This is a genomic window from Delftia sp. SD018 (assembly GCF_017355445.1).
Classification (GTDB): domain Bacteria; phylum Pseudomonadota; class Gammaproteobacteria; order Burkholderiales; family Burkholderiaceae_C; genus Comamonas; species Comamonas acidovorans.
On record NZ_JADDRN010000004.1, the window covers coordinates 155,649 to 176,950 of the forward strand.

Consider the following 21,302-nt stretch of genomic DNA (forward strand, 5'->3'; position numbering starts at 1 on the left):
GCAGCGTTACTTCCACAGCGCGCACTTGGTCTCGGCCTTGGTGGTCCAGACCTGGTCGGCGGGCAGCGTGGCCACGACCTTCAGGTAATCCCAGGGCTTCTTGGACTCGGCGGGCTTCTTGACCTCGACCAGGTACATGTCGTGGGCGAAGGTGCCATCGGGACGGATCGAGCCCTTGCCGTAGAAGTCGTCGATGGGCGTGCTCTTGAGGTAGGCCATGACCTTGTCGGCATCCGTGGACTTCACGGCCTGCACGGCCTTGAGGTAGCTGGTCACGGCCGAGTAGTCGGCAGCCTGGATGGAGGTGGGCATGCGCTTGGTCTTGGCGAAGAAGCGCTCGCCGAACTTGCGCGTGGCATCGTTCTGGTCCCAGTACCAGCTGGTGGTGAACTGCATGCCTTCGGTGTTCTTCAGGCCCAGGCTGTGGATGTCGGTCAGGAACACCAGCAGGCCCACGGTCTTCATGCTCTTGTTGATGCCGAATTCCTTGGCGGCCTTGATGGCGTTGATGGTGTCGCCACCGGCGTTGGCCAGGCCCAGGATCTGGGCCTTGGAGGCCTGCGCCTGCAGCAGGAAGGACGAGAAGTCCGAGGCATTGAGCGGGTGCTTGACGCCGCCCACCACCTTGCCGCCCTTGGCCTTGATCACGGCCGTGGTGTCGTTCTCCAGCGCGTGGCCGAAGGCGTAGTCGGCCGTCAGGAAGAACCAGTCCTTGCCGCCGCGCTCTACCACGGCCGTACCCGTGCCCTTGGCCAGGGCCACGGTGTCATAGGCGTAGTGCACGGTGTAGGCGTTGCACTGCTCGTTGGTCAGTGCCGAGGAACCCGCGCCGCTGTTGAAGTGCACGCGCTTTTTCTCATTGGCCACCTGCGACACCGCCAGGGCCGTGCCGGAGTTGGTGCCGCTGAACACCAGCGAGATACCTTGCGTGTCCACCCACTCGCGCACCTTGGAGGCGGCGATGTCGGCCTTGTTCTGGTGGTCGGCGCTCAGCAGCTCGATGGGCTGGCCCAGCACCTTGCCGCCGAAGTCATCGATGGCCATCTGCATGGCGGTGACGGCGTTCTTGCCTTCCACGTCCGCATACAGGCTGGACATGTCGGTCACGAAGCCGATCTTCACCTTCTCCTGTGCCATGGCAAGCGGGCTGGCCAGGCCGGCCGCAGCCAGCATGCACGACAGTGCGGTCAGTTTTGCTTTCATTGGTGTCTCCTTCGCGTTGATGTCTTGGGTTTTTGTCACAGGGCCATGGCAGGAATGCAGCCGGCGAGCCCCAGGCGCCGGCCACGATGGATATCCGGGTCAAACGCCCAGCAGCTCGTTGAGCACGGGCATCTTGGCCTGCAGCTCGGACGCGCCGAAACGCTCGACCACATGGCCGTGCTCGACCACGTAGAAGCGGTCGGCCAGCGGCGCCGCGAAGTGGAAGTTCTGCTCCACCATCACCACGGTGTAACCCTTGGTGCGCAGCATGGTGATCATGCGGGCCAGCGCCTGCACGATGACGGGTGCCAGGCCTTCCGAGATTTCGTCGAGCAGCAGCAGCCGCGCGCCCGTGCGCAGGATGCGCGCCACCGCCAGCATCTGCTGCTCGCCACCCGACAGGCGAGTGCCCTGGCTGTGGCGGCGCTCGGCCAGGTTGGGGAACATGGCGTAGATCTCATCCACGCTCATGCCCGGCTGGCCGGTCTTGAGCGGCGGCGGCAGCATCAGGTTCTCTTCGCAAGAGAGGCTGGAGAAGATGCCGCGCTCTTCAGGGCAGTAGCCCACACCCAGGTGGGCAATGCGGTGCGTGGGCATGTGGATGGCTTCCACGCCATTGATCCTGATCGAGCCCTTGCGCGCGCCCGTCAGACCCATGATGGCGCGCAGCGTGGACGTGCGGCCCGCGCCGTTGCGCCCCAGCAGCGTGACCACCTCGCCGGGCTGGACCACTAGGTCCATGCCGTGCAGCACATGGGATTCGCCGTACCAGGCCTGCAGGCCCTTGATTTCCAATGCCGGTGCAGTCATCTCAATGCGCTCCCTGCAACTGGCCGTCGGTGGTGCCCATATACGCTTCCATCACTTGCGGGTTGCGCGAAACTTCCTCGTATGGCCCCTCGGCCAGCACGGCGCCGCGCTGCAGCACCGTGATGCGGTCGGCAATGGTGGAGATCACCTTCATGTTGTGCTCCACCATGAGAATCGTGCGGCCGGCCGAGACCTTCTTGATCAGCTGGGTCACGCGGTCCACGTCTTCGTGGCCCATGCCCTGCGTGGGTTCGTCCAGCAGCATCAGCTCGGGCTCCATGGCCAGCGTGGTGGCAATCTCCAGCGCGCGCTTGCGGCCATAGGGCAGGTTGACCGTGACCTCGTCGGCCAGATCCTGCAGGCCCACTTCGGCCAGCAACTGCATGGCGCGGTCATCGAGCTGCGACAGGCTCTTCTCGCTGCGCCAGAAATGGAACTCCGTGCCCAGCTTGCGCTGCAGGCCGATGCGCACGTTCTCCAGCAGCGTGCAATGCGGGAACACGGCCGAGATCTGGAAGGATCGGATCACGCCACGGCGCGCAATCTGCGCCGGTGCTTCCCGCGTGATGTCCTCGCCATTGAAACGGATGGTGCCGGAGGTGGGCTCCAGGAACTTGGTCAGCAGATTGAAGCAGGTGGTCTTGCCTGCGCCATTGGGGCCGATCAAGGCATGGATGGAGCCACGGCGCACCGAAAGGTCCACCTTGCTCACCGCCGTAAATCCCTTGAACTCTTTGGTCAGGTTCCGGGTTTCGAGAATAACGTCGCTCATGTGCGCTTCGCCTGCTCCGTTGATGCTGCCAGCCCCCAACGCGTCGCCAGAGGCTCTGGCGGGCGTTGTGCAGGGTCGGACGCATCGTAGGCTTGCCGACGTTGTGCACCGCAGCGGGAAAACGCCTACGTAGGTGCTCCTAAGCACAGGCCCTGCCCCGCACTGCAGCATGGCGCATCAAGCCTGGCCTTCGCAAACGATAGAAGCAACCACTCACACTTGAAATAATCAAGCACACACGGGGCTGTAAGGTGCCGCGGTGGCATGCAGGGCCTAGGGTTCTCCAGCATCTCGGCCCGGCGCGGCCCGCACGGAAGGCCAGAGCGCTTCCAAAGCGATAGCAAACTACCCTTTTTGCGACTTACAGGGCAGCGGCCAATGTCCGCTGCCTTACGGGAAACACCCAGGTCGGCAATCTCCCTGTGGCCTGCTCAGTCACTATGCGAAAAGCCGCGGATATGCTTGAGTTTGTCGCCTCTTCAATTGAAGGGCGACAAAGTCAGCTGGAGCGCTACTCAATCAATAGCAACAAGCAAAGGCCTGGCCTGGAAATTCCCGATCCATTGCAATGGGCGCAATTGTCGTCGCCAAGACAGCACGTGCCAGTCGCCACTTACTGCAGCGTTTCCTTGCTGCCTTCGGGCAAGGCCAATGGAAGGACGGTAATGCCTTCATCCAGCAATTGCATGGCCTGCTCGGGGCTGGCCTTGCCGCGGATGGCGCGCTCGTCCGTCTCGCCGTAGTGCATGCGGCGGGCTTCATCGGCGAAGCGTTCGCCCACGTCCTCGGTCTGCTGCGCCACCTGGCGCGACCATTTCAGCCAGGCGGCCTGCATGGCCTGCAGCTGCTCGCGCGCCTGGGGCGGTATGGACGGTGAGGGAGCGGCTGCCGCACTGGCAGCCGAGGCGGCTGCAGCAGGCTCAGCCGCTGCAGCCGGGGGCGTGGCTGCGGGCTTGGCGCCAAGATTGATGCGGGGGGCGCTCAGTCGCTTGGTGATGTCGCTGTGGCCGCAGACGGGGCACAGCACCAGCTGGCGCTGCAGCTGGCCCTGGAAATCATCTTCCGAGGCGAACCAGCCCTCGAACAGATGGCCGTGCGGGCAATGCAGGTCGAGCACTTTCATCACGCACCCCCACCCATGAGACAACCGGCACCGCAGCCTCAGCCGCGGCGGTGAATCAGGAAACGATAGACGAAACCGGGGAAGGCCAGCGTCAGGAACAACGCTCCCGTGACGGCATAGAACTCCCAGCCCTGGGGCGCGATCTGCCCTACACGGCGCTCCAGCAGCAGCGCCACGCCGCCGACGATGAAGTACAGCAGCACCATCTCCAGCAGGCACATGGCCAGCGGCTTGCGCTGGGCGCGCAGCGGCCCCAGCTGAAGCCAGCGGGCGTTGAAGAAAGGCAAATTGGCTGCCACAAGGGCAGCCAATATCACGAGCCAGATCGAAGCGGTTTGCGACAAGCCGATGTCCTCACCGCGGAGCCCTGCGTGCAGGGCCCCGCATCGGGAAAGTGGATCAGGAAGCCAGGGCGCGCACGACGGCGTCGGCGCACAGGGCCATCAGGCCACCCGGCAGAAGGCCCAGCCCCAGCACCAGGGCGCCGTTGAGGGTCAGCACCACGCGCACGTCCAGCGAAGCGGAAACGCTGGTGGCGGTGATGGGTTCGTCAAAGTACATGACCTTGACGACGCGCAGGTAGTAGAAGGCGCCGATCAGCGACATGACCACGGCAAACACGGCCAGCGCGATGTACAGGCTGTGGCCCGATGCCACGAGTGCCTGCAGCACCGACAGCTTGGCGTAGAAGCCCACCAGGGGGGGGATACCGGCCATGGAGAACAGGCAGATCGCCATCACGCCGGCATACAGCGGGCTGCGCTGGTTGAGGCCGGCAAAGTCGGCGACCTCTTCGCTCTCGAAGCCTTCGCGGGCCAGCAGCTGGATCACGCCGAAGGCGGCCAGCGTGGTCAGCACGTAGGTCACCACGTAGAACATGGCCGAGCTGTAGGCGTTCTCGATGGTGGCCGGATCGACCTTGCCATCCACCACACCCGACATCAGGCCCAGCAGCACGAAGCCCATCTGCGAGATGGTCGAGTAGGCCAGCATGCGCTTGAGGTTGGTCTGCTGCAGGCCGGCCAGGTTGCCGACCAGCAGAGAGGCGATGGCAAGCACCGCCAGCATCTGCTGCCAGTCGATGGCCAGCGGCAGCAGGCCGTCCACCAGCAGGCGGATGACGATGGCGAAGGCGGCCAGCTTGGGCGCGCCACCGATCATGGTGGTGATGGCCGTGGGAGCGCCCTGGTAGACGTCGGGAACCCACATGTGGAAGGGAACCACGCCCAGCTTGAAGGCCAGGCCGGAGACCACGAAGACCAGGCCGAACACCAGCACCTGGTGCTTGATCTCGCCCGAGTTGATGGCCTTGAAGACCTGACCGATGTCCAGCGAGCCGGTCGCACCGTAGAGCATGGACATGCCGTACAGCAGGAAGCCGCTGGCCATGGCGCCGAGTACGAAGTACTTCATCGCGGCCTCGACCGACGCCGTGTGGTCGCGGCGCAGGGCCACCAGGGCGTAGCTGGACAGCGTCAGCAGCTCCAGGCCCAGGTAGATGACCAGGAAGTTGTTGCCCGAGATCATGATGAACATGCCCAGCAGCGCAAGCATGGCCAGCGTGAACAGCTCGCCGCCGCGCAGCATGTCGCGGTCGGCGGCGTAGGGGCGGCCGTAGACCAGGGTGACCATCATGGCCACGGTGGCGAAGCACTTGAGCCAGTTGCCCATGGCGTCGGAGACCACCATGTTGCCCCAGCCATAGAAGGTGTTGCCACTGGAGGCGTACATGCCTTGCAGCACGGCCACCACGCCCAGGGTCAGCAGCGTCAGAACATAGGTGCCCGTGCGGCGCGGGCTTTTGACGCCCAGGTCCACCAGGGCGATCACGCAGGCCATGACCAGGAGAAGGATCTCCGGATAGATGGCCAGCCAGCTGATGTTGTCAATCATCTCGATTCTCTCGTTTCAGTCTGGTCACTGCAGCTTGCTCATGGCCACATGCTTGAGCAGCTCGGCCACGGACACATCCATCACGTCAGTGAAGGGCTTGGGATACAGACCCATGTACAGCACGGCGATGGCCAGCAGACCCAGCACCAGGAACTCGCGGTTGCCGATGTCGGTCAGGCCGCGCACATTGTCGTTGGTGACCGGACCCAGGTAGACGCGCTTGTACATCCACAGGGTGTAGGCGGCGCCGAAGATCAGCGCCGTGGCAGCGCCCAGGCCGATCCAGAAGTTGTACTGGACGGCACCCAGGATCACCATCCACTCGCCCACGAAGCCGGCCGTTGCGGGCAGGCCGCAGTTGGCCATGGCGAACAGCAGTGCGAAGGCTGCGAACTTGGGCATGGTGTTGACCACGCCGCCGTAGGAGGCGATTTCACGCGAGTGCACGCGGTCGTAGAGCACGCCGATGCACAGGAACATGGCGCCCGACACGAAGCCGTGGGCAATCATCTGCACGATGCCGCCGGCAACGCCCAGCGGGTTGAAGATGAAGAAACCCAGGGTCACGAAGCCCATGTGGGCCACGGACGAGTAGGCCACCAGCTTCTTCATGTCCTTTTGCACCAGGGCGACCACGCCCACGTAGATCACGGCGACCAGCGACAGCGCGATGACCAGCCAGGCCCACTTGTGCGATGCATCAGGGGCGATGGGCATGGAAAAGCGCAGGAAACCGTAGGCACCGAGCTTCAGCATGATGGCTGCCAGCACGGCGGAGCCGCCGGTGGGCGCTTCCACGTGCACGTCGGGCAGCCAGGTGTGCACCGGCCACATCGGCACCTTCACGGCGAAGGCCGCGAAGAAGGCGAAGAAGATCAGCGTCTGGGCCGTCATGGACAGCGGCAGCTTGTGCCAGTCGAGGATCTCGAAGCTGCCACCGGACTGGGTGTACAGATAGATGATCGCGATCAGGGTCAGCAGCGAACCCATCAGCGTGTACAGGAAGAACTTGAAGGCCGCGTAGATGCGGTTGGGTCCGCCCCAGATACCGATGATCAGGTACATCGGGATCAGCGTGGCTTCGAAGAACACGTAGAACAGCAGGCCGTCCAGTGCGCTGAACACGCCGACCATCAGGCCGGACAGGATCAGGAACGCGCCCATGTACTGGTTCACGCGCTCCGTGATGTTTTCCCACGACGCGATCACGACGATCACGGTGATGAAGGCCGTCAGCGGCACGAACCAGAACGAGATGCCATCCACGCCCAGGTGGTAGTAGATGTTGAAGCGCTCGATCCACAGCGCCTTCTCCACGAACTGCATCGCAGCCGTGCTGTTGTCGAACTGCTGGATCAGCGGCAGCGTGACCGCCAGGCCGGCCAGGGCGCCGACCAGGGCCAGCCAGCGCACTGCCTTGACCTGGTCCTCGCGGCCCAGGGCCAGCAGGAGGGCGCCGAATGCGATCGGCACCCAGATTGAAAGACTCAACCAATGCATTTTTGTTCTTCCTCTACTACTTGTTGAGCCACACGAAATACGTCATGAGAGCGAACACGCCCAGCAGCATGACCAACGCGTAGTGATAGAGATAGCCCGACTGCAGCTTGCGCACCCACTGGCCGATGCGGCCGATGAGCTTCCACGAACCGTTGACGATGGCGCCATCGATGATGGCCTGGTCGCCGACCTTCCAGAAGAAGCTGCCGAAGGCGCGAGCACCACGGGCGAAGATGTTTTCGTAGACCCAGTCCACGCCGTACTTGCCTTCCAGTGCCTGGTAGACACCGATCTTCTGCATGGCCGACTTGATGGCCGCAGGAACTTCGGGCTTGACCATGTAGAACAGGTAGGAGACGACGACACCTGCCAGTGCCAGCCAGAACGGCGCGGCCGTGAAGCCGTGCAGTGCCATGGGCACCCAGCCGTGGATCTTCTCGGCCAGTTCGGCCATGGCGCCGTGCTTTGCGCCATCGACGTGGATCACGCCCTTGAAGAAGTCACCGAACAGCATGGGCATCAGCGCGATGGCACCGATCACCACCGAGGGGATGGCCAGCAGCATCAGCGGGCCGGTCACGACCAGGGGCGACTCGTGCGGCTTGGCATCGTGGCCATGGCCGTGGTGGTCGTCATGGGCATGATGGTCATCGTGACCGTGGTGGTCATCGTGGTGCGCGTCCGGGTTCTGGTCGTAGCGCTCCTTGCCGTGGAAGACGATGAAGTACAGGCGGAAGGAGTAGAAGGCCGTGATGAACACGCCGGCCAGCACCGCGAAGTTCGCGAAGCCTGCGCCCGGCAGGTTCGTGGCGTGCACGGCTTCGATGATGGCGTCCTTCGAGTAGAAGCCCGAGAAGAACGGCGTACCGATCAGCGCCAGGTTGCCCAGCAGGAAGGTGATCCAGGTGATGGGCATGTACTTGCGCACGCCGCCCATCCAGCGGATGTCCTGGTTGTGGTGCATGCCCATGATCACCGAGCCGGCGCCAAGGAACAGCAGGGCCTTGAAGAAGGCGTGGGTCATCAGGTGGAACACGGCCACCGAGTAGGCCGAGGCGCCCAGGGCCACGGTCATGTAGCCCAGCTGCGACAGCGTGGAGTACGCGATCACGCGCTTGATGTCGTTCTGGATGATGCCCAGCACGCCCATGAACAGCGCCGTGATGGAGCCGATCACCAGGATGAAGCTCAGTGCCGTGTCCGACAGCTCGTACAGCGGCGACATGCGCGAGACCATGAAGATGCCGGCCGTCACCATGGTGGCGGCGTGGATCAGTGCCGAGATGGGGGTCGGGCCTTCCATCGAATCGGGCAGCCAGGCGTGCAGCGGGAACTGTGCCGACTTGCCCATGGCGCCGATGAACAGGCAGATGGCCGTCACCGTCACCAGCAGCCAGCCGGTGCCCGGCAGCAGGGTGTTCTGGATCTCGGGCAGCTTGGCGAAGATTTCGCCGTAGTTCATGGTGCCGGTGTAAGCAGCGATCAGGCCGATGCCCAGGATGAAGCCGAAGTCACCCACACGGTTGACCAGGAAGGCCTTCATGTTGGCGAAGATGGCCGTGGGCTTGTTGTAGTAGAAGCCGATCAGCAGGTAGGACACCAGGCCCACGGCTTCCCAGCCGAAGAACAGCTGCAGCAGGTTGTTGCTCATGACGAGCATCAACATGGAGAACGTGAACAGCGAGATGTAGGAGAAGAAACGGTTGTAGCCGTCATCTTCCTGCATGTAGCCGATGGTGTAGATGTGCACCATCAGCGACACGAAGGTCACCACGCACATCATCATGGCCGTGATGCTGTCGATCAGGAAACCGACCTCCATCTTCAGGCCGCCGATTTCCATCCAGGTATAGATGGACTGGTCGAAACGCGCGCCGTCGAAGATCACGCTGTTGAACGTGATGGCCGACAGGATGAAGGCGATCAGCACGCCCGCGATGGTGAGGGTATGGCTGCCGCCGCGACCGATCTTGTTGCCGCCGAAGGCCGTGCCCCAGATGCCCGCGAGCACGGAGCCCGCCAGCGGTGCCAGCGGCACCGCCAGGAGCATGGATGCAGAGAGTGTTTGACTCATTCTTAAGAACCTTGCAAGTTACGGCGGACTCAACCCTTGAGGGAGTTGAGATCTTCCGCATTGATGCTGGTCTTGTTGCGGAACAGAAGCACCAGGATCGCCAGACCGATGGCCGACTCGGCGGCTGCCACTGTCAGGATGAAGAACACGAACACCTGGCCGTGCATGTCACCCAGATAGCTGGAGAACGCCACGAAGTTGGTGTTGACGGCCAGGAGCATCAGCTCGATGGCCATCAGCAGCACGATCAGGTTCTTGCGGTTCAGAAAAATGCCAACGACGGAGAGCGCGAACAGCATGGCACCCAGCGTCAAATAATGGCCCAAAGTCAACGTCATGCTTTTGTCTCCACGGCGGGGGTTGCCTCGGCGGCCGGTGCCTGCGGCGCCTGGGTGACCGGCACCTTGACCAGCTCGAGGCGATCCTTTGCGCGCACGCGGATCTGCTGGGCCGGGTTCACTGCCTTGCTGTCCTTGCGCTTGCGCAGGGTCAGGGCGATGGCGGCAATCATGGCCACCAGCAGGATCACGGCAGCGATCTCGACGGGGTACAGGTATTCGGTGTACAGCAGCTTGCCCAGGGCCTGGGTGTTGGAGTACTGCACGGTCTGGCCGGCAGCGTTGACCGTGGCCGCAATGGCCTTGGGCTCCTCGACGCCGCTGAAGCCGCCCATCAGCACCATGCCCATTTCAAAGGCAATCAGTGCGCCGATCAGGGCAGCGAAGGGGAAATGCTTCCAGAACCCCTGGCGCACGGCGTCGATGCGGATATCCAGCATCATCACCACGAACAGGAACAGCACCATCACGGCGCCCAGGTAGACCAGCACCAGGGTCACGCCCAGGAACTCGGCCTTGAGCAGAAGCCAGATGCCGGCAGCCTGCGAGAAGGCCAGGATCAGGTTGAGCACGGCATGCACGGGGTTGCGCGCCGTGACGACCCGGAAGGCTGCAAACAGCAGCACGACCGAGAACAGATAGAAGAAACCAGTTTTGGCGTCCATGGATCGAATCTTTTCAAGTGATCAAGGAGCCGCTTCAGCGGTACTTGGCGTCCGCAGCCTTGGCGGCGGCAATCTCGGGTTCGTAGCGATCGCCAACGGCCAGCAGCATGTCCTTGGTGAAGTACAGGTCGCCGCGCTTTTCTCCGTGGTACTCGAAGATATGCGTCTCGACGATCGAGTCCACCGGGCAGCTTTCCTCGCAGAAGCCGCAGAAGATGCACTTGGTCAGGTCGATGTCGTAGCGCGTGGTGCGGCGCGAGCCGTCGTCACGCACATCGGACTCGATGGTGATGGCCATGGCCGGGCACACCGCCTCGCACAGCTTGCAGGCAATGCAGCGCTCTTCGCCGTTGTCATAACGGCGCAGGGCGTGCAGTCCGCGAAAACGCGGCGACAGGGGTGTCTTTTCCTCGGGGAACTGCACCGTGACCTTGCGGCGGAAGGTGTAGCGGCCAGTCAGGGCCATGCCCTTGGCCAGTTCCCAGAGCATGAAGCTCTTGAGGAAATCTTTGATCGAAAATGGGGTAGCAGCAACCGCAGACATTCTTGCTCCGCTCAGTTCCAGATGTTCCAAGGCGAGTGCATCCAGCCACCCACGACGACCAGCCACACCAGGGTGACGGGAATGAAGATCTTCCAGCCCAGACGCATGATCTGGTCATAGCGAAAGCGCGGGAAGGTGGCACGGATCCAGATGAACATGGACACGACCAGGAAAGTCTTCGCCGCCAGCCAGATCCATCCGGGGATGAACGACAGGAAGTCGAACGGAGGCAGCCAGCCGCCCAGGAACATCACCACGGCCAGGATGGACACCAGCCACATGCTGGCGTATTCGGCCAGGAAGAAGATGGCAAAGCCCATGCCCGAGTACTCGACCATGTGGCCGGCCACGATTTCGGCTTCGCCTTCGACCACGTCGAAGGGGTGGCGGTTGGTCTCGGCCACGGCCGAGATCAGGTAGACCACGAAGATCGGCAGCAGCGGCAGCCAGTTCCACGACAGGACGCTGACACCCATGCTGGCGAATTGGCCCTGGCCCTGGCTCAGCACGATCTGCGTCAAGTTCATGCTGCCCGTGACCATGATCACCACCAGGAAGCAGAAGCCCAGCGCGATTTCATAGCTGACCATCTGTGCCGAGGCGCGCAGCGCGCCCAGGAAGGCGTACTTGGAGTTGGAGGCCCAGCCCGCAATGATCACGCCATAGACTTCGATGGACGTGATGGCCATGATCAGCAGCAGGCCGGCATTGACGTTGGCCAGGGCCACGTCGGGACCGAAGGGGATCGCCACCCATGCCGCCAGGGCGGGCATGATGGCCATCACCGGGCCCACGTAGAACAGGCCCTTGGCAGCAGCCGTGGGCTGGATCAGTTCCTTGGTCAGCAGCTTCAGGCCGTCGGCCAGAGGCTGCAGCAGACCGAAGGGACCCACGCGGTTGGGACCCATGCGAACCTGCATGAAGCCCAGCAGCTTGCGCTCCCACAGCGTCAGGTAGGCCACGGCTCCCATAAGCGGGGCGACGATGGCAACGATGCCCAGCAGGATCCAGAGCACTGGCCAAGCCACGTCGGTCCACCAGGGTGCGGCGATCAGGCCGGCACCGGCCGTCTTGAGTGCGTCAATCATGCGGCGCCTCCCTCACGAGCCTGACGTGCATCTGCCGTCAGTTGCAGCGATGTCGCGCGGCGCACGATGCTGTCGAGCTGATAAATGCTGGCCACCACGGGCGCGGCATGGCCGGCACCGTTGGCGATGGAATTCACGGCAGGAGCACCGTTGCCCAGCAGGTTGGCCGGCACGCTGGTGGCAGCGGCCGTGGCGGCTGCGAGCACGTCCTGCGACGTCTCGTAGTCCACGCCCTGCACGCCCAGCAGGTTGGCCAGCACGCGCAGCACCTTCCAGCCCGGACGGGCTTCGGCCAGCGGCTTGACCACGGCGTGGAAGCTCTGCAGGCGGCCTTCGGCGTTGACGAAGCTGCCCGAGGTTTCCGTGAACGGGGCGATGGGCAGCAGCACGTCGCTGAATTCCATGTTGGCCTTGAAGGGGCTCAGGGTCACGACCATCTCGGCCTTGCCCAGTGCCTCTGCGGCGCGGGCGCCGGCAGCGGAGTCGAACACGGGTTCGTTGTTCAGCAGCAGCACGGCCTTGAGGCCGCCGGCCAGCATCTGGCCTGCGTTCAGGCCCGAAGCGGCAGGCTGTGCACCCACCCACTGGGCGCCCACCGTGTTGGCGGCTTCGGTCAGGTAGCCGACCGAGGCGCCGGTCTGCTCGGCAATCCAGTTGGCCAGCGACAGCAGGGTCGATGCCTGTGCGTGGTGCGCAGCGGCATTGCCCAGCAAGATGGCCTTGCGCTCGCCGCGCAGCAGCGCGGCAGCGATGGCCTGGGCCTCGGCATGCACGTCGGCGGCGGCCACGGGAGCGGCAACGCCCTTTTCCTGCGCCACGGCGGCGGCCACATCGGCCAGCGCCTGGGCCCAGTCCGGGGCAGCCACGATGGACGCCGTCACCGGCATGGCCCAGTCGTAGACACGCTCATTGATGGCGAGCACGGCGCAGCCCTGCTTGGCAGCCTGGCGGATGCGCTGCGCGAACAGCGGATGGTCCTTGCGCAGGTTGGAGCCCAGCACCAGGACGCCTTGCAGCTTGGACAGCGACGCGATGGGCGTGCCCAGCCACTGCACGCCCTGGGCGGCGGTGAACTCGGCATTGCGCAGGCGGTAGTCGATGTTCTCGCTGCCCAGGCCACGCACCAGCTTGCCTGCCAGGTACAGCTCTTCCAGCGTGCTGTGCGGGCTGACCAGCGAACCGATGGCGGAGGCGCCATGGTCGTTCTTGATCTGGCGCAGGCCGTTGGCCACGTATTCGAGGGCGGTCTGCCAATCGACTTCCTTCCACTCGCCGCCTTGCTTGAGCATGGGGCGGGTCAGGCGTTCGTCGCTGTTCAGGGCTTCGTAGGAGAAGCGATCGCGGTCGGCGATCCAGCACTCGTTGACCTCTTCGTTCTCGAAGGGCACGACGCGCAGAACCTTGTGGTTCTTGACCTGGACGATGAGGTTGGCACCCGTGGAATCATGGGGCGAGACCGACTTGCGGCGCGACAGCTCCCAGGTGCGGGCGCTGTAGCGGAAGGGCTTGCTGGTCAACGCGCCCACGGGGCAGATGTCGATCATGTTGCCCGACAGCTCGGAGTCCACCGTATCGCCCACCACCGTGGTGATCTCGGAGTGCTCGCCGCGGTTGATCATGCCCAGCTCCATCACGCCGGACACTTCCTGTCCGAAGCGCACGCAGCGGGTGCAGTGGATGCAGCGGCTCATCTCCTGCATGGAGATCAGCGGGCCCACGTCCTTGTGGAAGACCACGCGCTTTTCTTCCTCGTAGCGCGAGGCGGAGCTGCCGTAGCCCACGGCCAGATCCTGCAGCTGGCATTCGCCGCCCTGGTCGCAGATCGGGCAGTCCAGCGGGTGATTGATGAGCAGGAACTCCATCACCGATTGCTGTGCCTTGATCGCCTTCTCGCTCTTGGTGCGCACGATCATGCCCTGCGTCACGGGCGTGGCGCAGGCGGGCATGGGCTTGGGGGCTTTTTCCACATCCACCAGGCACATGCGGCAGTTGGCGGCGATGGAAAGTTTCTTGTGATAGCAGAAATGCGGGATGTAGGTGCCTGCCTTCTCGGCTGCATGCATGACCATGCAGCCTTCGGCGACCTCCACCTTTTTTCCGTCCAGTTCAATTTCAACCATATGCTTTTCTCGCGATCAGGCGGCGTGGACCGTCTGCTTGGAAGCGTTCTGGATCTTCGCTTCAAACTCGTGGCGGAAGTGCTTGATCATGGCGCGCACCGGCATCGCTGCCGCATCGCCCAGCGCACAGATCGTGCGCCCCATGATGTTCACGGACACCGAGTCCAACAGCTCGATGTCTTCAGGACGGCCTTCGCCGTGCTCGATTCGGTTGACCACGCGCCACAGCCAGCCCGTGCCTTCGCGGCAGGGAGTGCACTGGCCGCAGGACTCGTGCTGGTAGAAGTAGGACAGGCGCAGCAGGCTCTCGACCATGTCGCGCGAGTCGTCCATCACGATCACGGCGCCCGAGCCCAGCATGGAGCCGGCCTTGGCGATGGAATCGTAGTCCATCGTGCATTCCATGATGATGTCAGCCGGCAGCACGGGCGAGGACGATCCACCGGGGATCACCGCCTTGAGCTTGCGGCCCGTGCGCACGCCACCTGCCAGCTCCAGCAGCTTGCTGAAGGGCGTGCCCAGCGGCACTTCGTAGTTGCCGGGCAGGTTCACGTCACCGCTGACCGAGAAGATCTTGGTGCCGCCGTTGTTGGGCTTGCCGCACTCCAGGTACGCAGCGCCGCCGTTGCGGATGATCCAGGGAACGGCCGCAAAGGTTTCGGTGTTGTTGATGGTGGTGGGCTTGCCGTACAGGCCGAAGCTGGCCGGGAACGGCGGCTTGAAGCGCGGCTGGCCCTTCTTGCCTTCCAGCGACTCCAGCAGCGCCGTCTCTTCGCCGCAGATGTAGGCGCCGAAGCCATGGTGCGCGTGCAGCTGGAAGCTGAAGCTGCTGCCCATGATGTTGTCACCCAGGTAGCCGGCGGCGCGGGCCTCTTCCAGCGCGGCCTCGAAGCGCTCATAGGCTTCGAAGATTTCGCCGTGGATGTAGTTGTAGCCCAGGGAGATGCCCATCGCGTAGGCGGCGATGATCATGCCCTCGATCACGATGTGCGGGTTGTGCACCAGGATGTCGCGGTCCTTGCAGGTGCCCGGCTCGCCTTCGTCCGAGTTGCAGACCAGGTGCTTCTGGCCCGGGAACTGGCGGGGCATGAAGCTCCACTTCAGGCCCGTGGGGAAACCTGCGCCGCCGCGGCCGCGCAGTCCCGATTCCTTGACGGTGGCGATCACCTGATCCTGGGTCAGGCCTTCGCTGCCATCCTTGCCCAGGATCTTGCGCAGCGCCTGATAGCCGCCGCGTGCCTCGTAGTCCTTGATGGACCAGTTGGCGCCGGTCAGGTCGGCGTAGATCTGCGGATTGATGTGGCGGTCGTGAAAGCAGGTCTCGCTGCCCGAAGAGGCAAACTTGGCCAGGACCGATTGTGCGGCGGCGTTCATGCCTTGCCCTCCGCGGCGCGCAGGCCGTCGATCAATTCGTCGAGCTTCTCGTTGCTCATGAAGCTGCACATGCAGCGGTCGTTCACCAGCATCACCGGCGAATCCGCGCAGGCGCCCAGGCACTCGGACTGCTGCAGCGTGAACATGCCGTCAGGCGTGGTCTCGCCCATCTTGATGCCCAGGCGGGATTCCAGATGGTGCAGCGCCTTGTAGCCGTCGCGCAGCTGGCAAGGCAGGTTGGTGCAGACGTTCAGCTTGTACGTGCCCGTGGGGCGCTGGTTGTACATGTTGTAGAACGTGGTGACTTCATGCACCGCGATCTCGGCCATGCCCAGGAACTCGGCAATCACGGCCTCGCTCTCGGCACTGACCCAGCCCTGCTCCTGCTGCACGATGGACAGGCAGGCCATCACGGCAGACTGCTTCTGGTCGGCCGGGTACTTGGCCACCTCGCGCGCAAAGCGCTCCTTGGTCGCTTCGGTAATCATCGGTCAACGTCTCCAAACACGATGTCCAGGGTACTCAGCACCATCACGGCGTCGGCCAGCATGTGGCCTCGGCACATTTCGTCCATGGCGGACAGATTGGCGAATCCCGGCGGACGGATCTTCAGGCGGTAGGGCTTGTTGGCCCCATCGCTCACGATGTAGATGCCGAACTCCCCCTTGGGGTGTTCGATGGCCGCGTAAGCCTCGCCTTCGGGCACGCGGAAACCTTCGGTGAAGAGCTTGAAGTGGTGGATCAGCTCTTCCATGTTGGACTTCATGCCTTCGCGCGGCGGCGGGGCAATCTTGTGGTTGTCCACGATCACCGGGCCCGGGTTGGCACGCAGCCAGTCCACGCACTGCTTGATGATGCGGTTGGACTGGCGCATTTCGGCCACGCGCACCAGGTAGCGGTCGTAGCAGTCGCCGGTCTTGCCCACAGGCACGTCGAAGTCCATGCGGTCATAGACCTCGTAGGGCTGCGACTTGCGCATGTCCCAGGCCACGCCGGAGGCACGCAGCATGGGGCCGGTCAGGCCCAGGTTCATGGCGCGCTCGGCCGTCACCACGCCGATGTCCACGTTGCGCTGCTTCCAGATGCGGTTGTCGGTCAGCAGGGTCTCGTACTCGTCCGCGCACTTGGGGAAGCGCTGCGTGAAGTCGTCGATGAAGTCCAGCAACGAGCCGTGGCGGTTGCGGTTCATGATCTCGACCGAGCGCGCATTGCGCACCTTGCTGGCCTTGTACTGCGGCATGGTGTCGGGCAGGTCGCGGTAGACGCCGCCCGGACGGAAATAGGCCGCGTGCATGCGCGCGCCCGAAACCGCCTCGTACATGTCCATGAGGTCTTCGCGCTCACGGAAGGTGTAGATCAGCGTCGTGGAGCTGCCCGCATCGTTGCCGCTGGAGCCCAGCCACATCAGGTGATTCATGATGCGGGTGATCTCCGAATACATCACGCGGATGTACTGGGCGCGGATGGGCACCTCGATGCCCAGCAGCTTCTCGATGGCCAGGCAGTAGGCGTGCTCGTTGCACATCATGGACACGTAGTCCAGCCGGTCCATATAGGGCAGCGACTGGATGTAGGTCTTGCTCTCTGCCAGTTTTTCTGTCGCACGGTGCAGCAGACCGATGTGCGGGTCTGCGCGCTGCACCACTTCACCGTCGAGCTCCAGCACCAGGCGCAGCACGCCGTGCGCTGCCGGGTGCTGCGGACCAAAGTTCAGGGAATAGTTCTTGATTTCAGCCATGGTCGTCCATCAAAAAGGCGCCTGGAGCGCCTTCAGTGCAGGCCCCCGTAGTTGTCTTCGCGGATGATCCGCGGCGTGATCTCGCGGGGCTCGATGGTGACCGGCTGGTACACCACGCGCTGTTGCTCGGGGTCATAGCGCATTTCCACATGGCCCGACAGCGGGAAGTCCTTGCGGAAGGGATGGCCGATGAAGCCGTAGTCGGTCAGGATGCGGCGCAGGTCGTCATGGCCGTCGAAGACGATGCCGAACAGGTCGAACGCCTCGCGCTCGAACCAGTTCGCACCCGCCCAGACGGAAGTGACGGAGGCCACCACCGGGAAATCGTCGTCGGTGCAAAAGACACGAACGCGCAGGCGCTGGTTCAGGCTGATCGACAGCAGGTGGGATACCACGGCAAAGCGCGGGCCTTCACGCCCGACTTCTGCATAGGTGGAGTAGTCCACGCCGCACAGGTCCACCAGGACCTCGAACCGGCAATCCGGGGCGGTGTGCAGAACCTGCATGGCCTCCAGATACTGGGCGGCGGACACTTCGACCGTCACTTCGCCCAGGGCCACGGTCACGCTGCGCGCCTTGTCGCCCAAGGCAGCAGCCACCACATCCCGAAGCACTTCGGGGTGAATCGCAATAGCAGTCATCATCTAGCCCTTAGACGCGAGCGATGGTATGGGTGCGGCGGATCTTCTGCTGCAGCTGGATGATGCCGTAGATCAGGGCTTCCGCCGTGGGGGGGCAGCCAGGCACATAGACATCGACCGGCACGATGCGGTCACAGCCGCGCACCACGGAATAGCTGTAGTGGTAGTAGCCGCCGCCGTTGGCGCACGAGCCCATGGAGATGACCCAGCGGGGCTCGGACATCTGGTCATAGACCTTGCGCATGGCGGGCGCCATCTTGTTGCACAGGGTGCCGGCCACAATCATCAGGTCCGACTGCCGCGGGCTGGCACGGAAGACTTCCGAGCCAAAGCGACCGATGTCGTAACGCGCCGCCGCAGCGTGCATCATCTCCACCGCGCAGCAGGCCAGACCAAATGTCATGGGCCACAGCGAGCCCGTCTTGGCCCAATTCACCACAGAGTCGTAACTCGTGGTGATGAAGCCTTCTTTCATCACGCCTTCGATCATCGTGTTTCCTTAGTGAACCCGCTTCAGTCCCAGTCCAACGCACCCTTCTTCCATTCGTAGACAAAGCCCACGACGAGAACGGTCAGGAAAATCAGGACAGCGGCGAAACCAGCCCCACCCACGTCCCGAAGCGCAACGGCCCAGGGCAGCAGAAAGGCGATTTCCAAATCAAACAGGATGAACAGGATGGCGACGAGGTAGTAGCGCACATCGAACTTCATGCGCGCGTCTTCGAAGGCCTCGAAGCCACATTCATAGGGGGAGTTCTTGGCGGCGTCGGGTCGGTTCGGACCCAGCACATACCCCAGTACCAGGGGGACTACGCCGACACCCATGCCGACGAGAATGAACAAGAGAACGGGAAGATACTGGTCGATGTTCATCGTGTGCGGCTACCTTGAAAGGCATGCCCGCACCGATCAGCCTGATCAGCAGGGCAGGCTCTTAGTTATATCTTGGTGCCGTCGGCGAGACTCGAACTCGCACAGCTTTCGCCACTACCCCCTCAAGATAGCGTGTCTACCAATTTCACCACGACGGCAAGTCTTGATTTCGGCTGGCTCTTTATCTCCGTTGCAAAGATTCCGCCTACCGAACAATCTCTAGATTCTACTCTGAAAAACCCTCGGACCCGGAGGACCGAGGACTTTGTTCGAAATTATTTCGTGGGGATCTGGGCGGCGCCTTCAGCACCGGCAGCAGGCGCCTGGCCTGCAGCAGGAGCAGGCACTTCGCCAGCAGCGCCAGAGGCCGCAGGAGCCGGCGCCGTGATGGGTGCGGCACCTTCCAGCACGCTGCCCGAGCTGACGGGACGCGCATTGCTCAGATAGGCCAGCGCCAGCGTGGCCACGAAGAACACCGTGGCCAGGCCTGCCGTGGAGCGCGACAGGAAGTTGGCGCTGCCGGAGGCACCGAACAGGCTGCCGGAGCTGCCGCTGCCGAACGAGGCGCCCATGTCGGCACCCTTGCCGTGTTGAATCAGGATCAGGCCGATCATGCCGAGAGCCGACAGCATCTGAACGGCGAGGATCACGCTTGCGAATGCATTCATTGGTTGTACCTGCTAGTAACGCGAGAGCTAAAAAAGCGAATGGAAAAACCGCCCCGGCTTACTGGGCCGCAGCGATGATGGTCAGGAAATCGGCCGCCTTGAGCGACGCTCCGCCCACCAGGCCACCGTCAATGTCGGCCTGGGCCAGCAGCTGGGCTGCATTGGAGGCATTCATGCTGCCGCCGTACAGCAAGGCGATGCGATCGGCCTGCTGGCTGGCAGCCGCCAGCTGGGCGCGCAGCACGGCATGCACGTGCTGGGCCTGCTCCGGCGTGGCGGTCCTTCCGGTGCCAATGGCCCAGACAGGCTCATAGGCCACGACCAGCTCATTGATGCACTGGCCCACCTGGTGGATCACGGCCGCCAGCTGGCGCTTGACCACTTCTTCGGTCTGCCCCGCCTCGCGCTCCGCCAGCGTTTCACCCACACAGACGATGGGCGTAACGCCCTTGGCCAGCGCAGCCTGCGCCTTCAGCGCCACCACGGCATCGGTTTCGCCATGGTACTGGCGACGCTCCGAGTGCCCCACCAGCGTATAGCGCACGCCAAAATCCCTAAGCATTGCGGCCGACAGCTCGCCCGTATAGGCACCCGATTCATGCTGCGACACGTCCTGCGCGGACACGCCGATGGCCGAGCCTTCAAGCTCAGCCTGGGCCTGGGCCAGATAGACGGCAGGCACGGCCACAGCCACGCCCGCATTGCCCCCCTCGGGCAGACCCTCCTTGAGGGCCTTGAGCAAACCGGCATTGGCAGCCAGGCTGCCATTCATCTTCCAGTTGCCGACGATGAGTTTCTTCTTCATGGTTACCACGTCAAAACGATTTTGCCGGTGTGCTGACTCGACTCCATCAGCGCGTGCGCCTTGTCGGCATCAGCGGCAGCAAAGGTGCTATGGATCACAGGACGAATGCCGCCTGCCTCGATGAGCGGCCAGACCTCGCGGCGCAGGGCCTGGGCGATGGCTGCCTTGAAAGCCACAGGCCGCGGACGCAGTGTGGAGCCCGTCACCAGCAGACGGCGACGCAGGACCAGGCCCGCGTCGAACTCTGCCTTGATGCCACCCTGCACCGCAATGATGACAAGGCGGCCATCCTCTGCCAGGCTTTGCACTTCGCGTGCCACATAGCCACCCGCCACCATGTCCAGGATCACGTCCACGCCCCTGCCTTCGGTGATGCGCCGCACCTCCGCGGCAAAGTCCTGCGTACGGTAGTTAATGGCATGGTCGGCACCCAGCTTGAGGCAGTCGGCGCACTTGGCATCGGAGCCAGCGGTCACGATGACCGTGGCGCCGCGCGCCTTGGCCAGCTGGATGGCCGTCACGCCGATGCCGCTGCTGCCACCCTGCACCAGCAGGGTTTCACCCGCCTGCAAGGCACCGCGGTCGAACACATTACTCCAGACGGTGAAGAAGGTCTCGGGCAATGCCGAAGCCTCCACCTCGCTGAGCCCTGCCGGAATGGGCAGGCACTGGGCCACGGGCGCAACGCAGTACTCCGCATAGCCACCACCGGCCAGCAGCGCGCACACGCGGTCTCCCACGCGCAGGCCTGCCAGCCGCATGGCTTCGTCGTCGCCCGACACGATCACCCCAGCCACTTCCAGTCCGGGCAGATCGGAGGCGCCAGGCGGCGGAGCATAGTGCCCCTTGCGCTGCAACACATCAGGGCGATTGACACCACTGGCCGACACCTGGATCAGCAACTCCTGCGCACCCGCAACGGGCAGCGGACGCTCGCCCAGGCGCAATACCTCGGGAGCACCAAAGTCCGTGAGTTCCACGGCACGCATGATTTGCTTTTCCATCTTTCGACCTCGCAATCCCTGTCAAAAATGCCACAAGCGCTGAACAGGTCAGCGCTTTTTGCCAGTCAC

General features: G+C 63.5%; 22 protein-coding genes and 1 tRNA gene. All 23 read right to left on the reverse strand.

Features of this window, described 5'->3' with window-relative positions:
• Positions 1-6: 6 nt before the first annotated feature.
• The 23 genes from INR38_RS06690 to INR38_RS06800 all read right to left on the reverse strand — a co-directional run bounded on the left by INR38_RS06690 (position 7) and on the right by INR38_RS06800 (position 21,233).
• Positions 7-1,203, reverse strand: coding sequence for an ABC transporter substrate-binding protein (locus tag INR38_RS06690; protein ID WP_012206961.1), 1,197 nt, complete (start codon positions 1,201-1,203; stop codon positions 7-9).
• Positions 1,204-1,302: 99 nt separating this feature from the next.
• Positions 1,303-2,013 carry an ABC transporter ATP-binding protein gene (locus tag INR38_RS06695; protein ID WP_043819222.1) on the reverse strand — a complete coding sequence of 237 codons (711 nt, stop codon included), beginning with the start codon at positions 2,011-2,013 and terminating at the stop codon, positions 1,303-1,305.
• 1 nt (position 2,014) lies between these two features.
• Positions 2,015-2,785, reverse strand: a complete 771-nt coding sequence (locus INR38_RS06700) for an ABC transporter ATP-binding protein (protein WP_012206963.1) — start codon at positions 2,783-2,785, stop codon at positions 2,015-2,017.
• Between the two features lie 613 nt (positions 2,786-3,398).
• The gene (locus INR38_RS06705) at positions 3,399-3,908 is read right to left on the reverse strand and encodes a DUF1178 family protein (RefSeq protein WP_207441919.1); all 510 of its coding nucleotides are present in this window, start codon (positions 3,906-3,908) and stop codon (positions 3,399-3,401) included.
• A 38-nt stretch (positions 3,909-3,946) separates the two neighbouring features.
• Complete coding sequence (locus INR38_RS06710) at positions 3,947-4,252, reverse strand: DUF2818 family protein (RefSeq protein ID WP_012206965.1); 306 nt, start codon at positions 4,250-4,252, stop codon at positions 3,947-3,949.
• A gap of 55 nt (positions 4,253-4,307) precedes the next feature.
• Entirely contained in the window at positions 4,308-5,801 is a 1,494-nt protein-coding gene (nuoN, locus tag INR38_RS06715) for an NADH-quinone oxidoreductase subunit NuoN (protein WP_012206966.1), read from the reverse strand.
• Between the two features lie 24 nt (positions 5,802-5,825).
• Positions 5,826-7,301 (reverse strand): NADH-quinone oxidoreductase subunit M, encoded by a 1,476-nt coding sequence (locus INR38_RS06720; protein WP_012206967.1) that lies wholly within the window; start codon positions 7,299-7,301, stop codon positions 5,826-5,828.
• 16 nt (positions 7,302-7,317) lie between these two features.
• The gene (gene nuoL, locus INR38_RS06725; RefSeq protein ID WP_034396572.1) at positions 7,318-9,351 is read right to left on the reverse strand and encodes an NADH-quinone oxidoreductase subunit L; all 2,034 of its coding nucleotides are present in this window, start codon (positions 9,349-9,351) and stop codon (positions 7,318-7,320) included.
• 53 nt (positions 9,352-9,404) lie between these two features.
• Positions 9,405-9,713 carry an NADH-quinone oxidoreductase subunit NuoK gene (gene nuoK, locus INR38_RS06730; RefSeq protein ID WP_012206969.1) on the reverse strand — a complete coding sequence of 103 codons (309 nt, stop codon included), beginning with the start codon at positions 9,711-9,713 and terminating at the stop codon, positions 9,405-9,407.
• The gene (locus tag INR38_RS06735) at positions 9,710-10,378 is read right to left on the reverse strand and encodes an NADH-quinone oxidoreductase subunit J (protein ID WP_012206970.1); all 669 of its coding nucleotides are present in this window, start codon (positions 10,376-10,378) and stop codon (positions 9,710-9,712) included. The genes nuoK and INR38_RS06735 overlap by 4 nt, the downstream gene beginning before the upstream one ends.
• Before the next feature lie 34 nt (positions 10,379-10,412).
• Positions 10,413-10,922: an NADH-quinone oxidoreductase subunit NuoI gene (gene nuoI, locus INR38_RS06740; protein ID WP_012206971.1), complete on the reverse strand. Its 510-nt coding sequence runs from the start codon at positions 10,920-10,922 to the stop codon at positions 10,413-10,415.
• A gap of 11 nt (positions 10,923-10,933) precedes the next feature.
• The gene (gene nuoH / locus INR38_RS06745; protein WP_013801064.1) at positions 10,934-12,010 is read right to left on the reverse strand and encodes an NADH-quinone oxidoreductase subunit NuoH; all 1,077 of its coding nucleotides are present in this window, start codon (positions 12,008-12,010) and stop codon (positions 10,934-10,936) included.
• A complete protein-coding gene (nuoG, locus tag INR38_RS06750; protein ID WP_013801063.1) occupies positions 12,007-14,130 on the reverse strand; it encodes an NADH-quinone oxidoreductase subunit NuoG in 2,124 nt (707 codons plus the stop codon). The genes nuoH and nuoG overlap by 4 nt, the downstream gene beginning before the upstream one ends.
• Positions 14,131-14,145: 15 nt before the next feature.
• A complete protein-coding gene (gene nuoF, locus INR38_RS06755) occupies positions 14,146-15,504 on the reverse strand; it encodes an NADH-quinone oxidoreductase subunit NuoF (RefSeq protein ID WP_034396578.1) in 1,359 nt (452 codons plus the stop codon).
• On the reverse strand, positions 15,501-15,992 hold the full coding sequence (gene nuoE, locus INR38_RS06760) for an NADH-quinone oxidoreductase subunit NuoE (protein WP_012206975.1): 492 nt from the start codon (positions 15,990-15,992) through the stop codon (positions 15,501-15,503). Before nuoE ends, nuoF begins: the two co-directional genes overlap by 4 nt.
• Positions 15,989-17,242, reverse strand: coding sequence for an NADH-quinone oxidoreductase subunit D (locus INR38_RS06765; RefSeq protein ID WP_013801061.1), 1,254 nt, complete (start codon positions 17,240-17,242; stop codon positions 15,989-15,991). The genes nuoE and INR38_RS06765 overlap by 4 nt, the downstream gene beginning before the upstream one ends.
• Positions 17,243-17,274: 32 nt before the next feature.
• Positions 17,275-17,883, reverse strand: a complete 609-nt coding sequence (locus tag INR38_RS06770) for an NADH-quinone oxidoreductase subunit C (protein ID WP_043783660.1) — start codon at positions 17,881-17,883, stop codon at positions 17,275-17,277.
• Between the two features lie 10 nt (positions 17,884-17,893).
• Positions 17,894-18,373 carry an NADH-quinone oxidoreductase subunit B gene (locus INR38_RS06775; RefSeq protein WP_012206978.1) on the reverse strand — a complete coding sequence of 160 codons (480 nt, stop codon included), beginning with the start codon at positions 18,371-18,373 and terminating at the stop codon, positions 17,894-17,896.
• Positions 18,374-18,396: 23 nt separating this feature from the next.
• Complete coding sequence (locus INR38_RS06780) at positions 18,397-18,756, reverse strand: NADH-quinone oxidoreductase subunit A (protein ID WP_012206979.1); 360 nt, start codon at positions 18,754-18,756, stop codon at positions 18,397-18,399.
• 73 nt (positions 18,757-18,829) lie between these two features.
• Positions 18,830-18,914, reverse strand: a tRNA-Leu gene (locus INR38_RS06785).
• Between the two features lie 117 nt (positions 18,915-19,031).
• The gene (secG, locus tag INR38_RS06790) at positions 19,032-19,424 is read right to left on the reverse strand and encodes a preprotein translocase subunit SecG (RefSeq protein ID WP_012206980.1); all 393 of its coding nucleotides are present in this window, start codon (positions 19,422-19,424) and stop codon (positions 19,032-19,034) included.
• A gap of 58 nt (positions 19,425-19,482) precedes the next feature.
• On the reverse strand, positions 19,483-20,229 hold the full coding sequence (gene tpiA / locus INR38_RS06795; RefSeq protein ID WP_207441921.1) for a triose-phosphate isomerase: 747 nt from the start codon (positions 20,227-20,229) through the stop codon (positions 19,483-19,485).
• A gap of 2 nt (positions 20,230-20,231) precedes the next feature.
• Entirely contained in the window at positions 20,232-21,233 is a 1,002-nt protein-coding gene (locus INR38_RS06800; RefSeq protein WP_207441923.1) for an NAD(P)H-quinone oxidoreductase, read from the reverse strand.
• Positions 21,234-21,302 lie beyond the last annotated feature (69 nt).

Excerpts from the sequence above, each read along its gene's own strand:
- INR38_RS06690 (WP_012206961.1), bottom strand. The coding sequence starts at position 1,203 with ATGAAAGCAAAACTGACCGCACTGTCGTGCATGCTGGCTGCGGCCGGC.
- INR38_RS06695 (WP_043819222.1), bottom strand. The coding sequence starts at position 2,013 with ATGACTGCACCGGCATTGGAAATCAAGGGCCTGCAGGCCTGGTACGGC.
- INR38_RS06700 (WP_012206963.1), bottom strand. The coding sequence starts at position 2,785 with ATGAGCGACGTTATTCTCGAAACCCGGAACCTGACCAAAGAGTTCAAG.
- INR38_RS06705 (WP_207441919.1), bottom strand. The coding sequence starts at position 3,908 with ATGAAAGTGCTCGACCTGCATTGCCCGCACGGCCATCTGTTCGAGGGC.
- nuoN (WP_012206966.1), bottom strand. The coding sequence starts at position 5,801 with ATGATTGACAACATCAGCTGGCTGGCCATCTATCCGGAGATCCTTCTC.
- INR38_RS06720 (WP_012206967.1), bottom strand. The coding sequence starts at position 7,301 with ATGCATTGGTTGAGTCTTTCAATCTGGGTGCCGATCGCATTCGGCGCC.
- nuoL (WP_034396572.1), bottom strand. The coding sequence starts at position 9,351 with ATGCTCCTGGCGGTGCCGCTGGCACCGCTGGCGGGCTCCGTGCTCGCG.
- nuoK (WP_012206969.1), bottom strand. The coding sequence starts at position 9,713 with ATGACGTTGACTTTGGGCCATTATTTGACGCTGGGTGCCATGCTGTTC.
- INR38_RS06735 (WP_012206970.1), bottom strand. The coding sequence starts at position 10,378 with ATGGACGCCAAAACTGGTTTCTTCTATCTGTTCTCGGTCGTGCTGCTG.
- nuoI (WP_012206971.1), bottom strand. The coding sequence starts at position 10,922 with ATGTCTGCGGTTGCTGCTACCCCATTTTCGATCAAAGATTTCCTCAAG.
- nuoH (WP_013801064.1), bottom strand. The coding sequence starts at position 12,010 with ATGATTGACGCACTCAAGACGGCCGGTGCCGGCCTGATCGCCGCACCC.
- nuoG (WP_013801063.1), bottom strand. The coding sequence starts at position 14,130 with ATGGTTGAAATTGAACTGGACGGAAAAAAGGTGGAGGTCGCCGAAGGC.
- nuoF (WP_034396578.1), bottom strand. The coding sequence starts at position 15,504 with ATGAACGCCGCCGCACAATCGGTCCTGGCCAAGTTTGCCTCTTCGGGC.
- nuoE (WP_012206975.1), bottom strand. The coding sequence starts at position 15,992 with ATGATTACCGAAGCGACCAAGGAGCGCTTTGCGCGCGAGGTGGCCAAG.
- INR38_RS06765 (WP_013801061.1), bottom strand. The coding sequence starts at position 17,242 with ATGGCTGAAATCAAGAACTATTCCCTGAACTTTGGTCCGCAGCACCCG.
- INR38_RS06770 (WP_043783660.1), bottom strand. The coding sequence starts at position 17,883 with ATGACTGCTATTGCGATTCACCCCGAAGTGCTTCGGGATGTGGTGGCT.
- INR38_RS06775 (WP_012206978.1), bottom strand. The coding sequence starts at position 18,373 with ATGATCGAAGGCGTGATGAAAGAAGGCTTCATCACCACGAGTTACGAC.
- INR38_RS06780 (WP_012206979.1), bottom strand. The coding sequence starts at position 18,756 with ATGAACATCGACCAGTATCTTCCCGTTCTCTTGTTCATTCTCGTCGGC.
- secG (WP_012206980.1), bottom strand. The coding sequence starts at position 19,424 with ATGAATGCATTCGCAAGCGTGATCCTCGCCGTTCAGATGCTGTCGGCT.
- tpiA (WP_207441921.1), bottom strand. The coding sequence starts at position 20,229 with ATGAAGAAGAAACTCATCGTCGGCAACTGGAAGATGAATGGCAGCCTG.
- INR38_RS06800 (WP_207441923.1), bottom strand. The coding sequence starts at position 21,233 with ATGGAAAAGCAAATCATGCGTGCCGTGGAACTCACGGACTTTGGTGCT.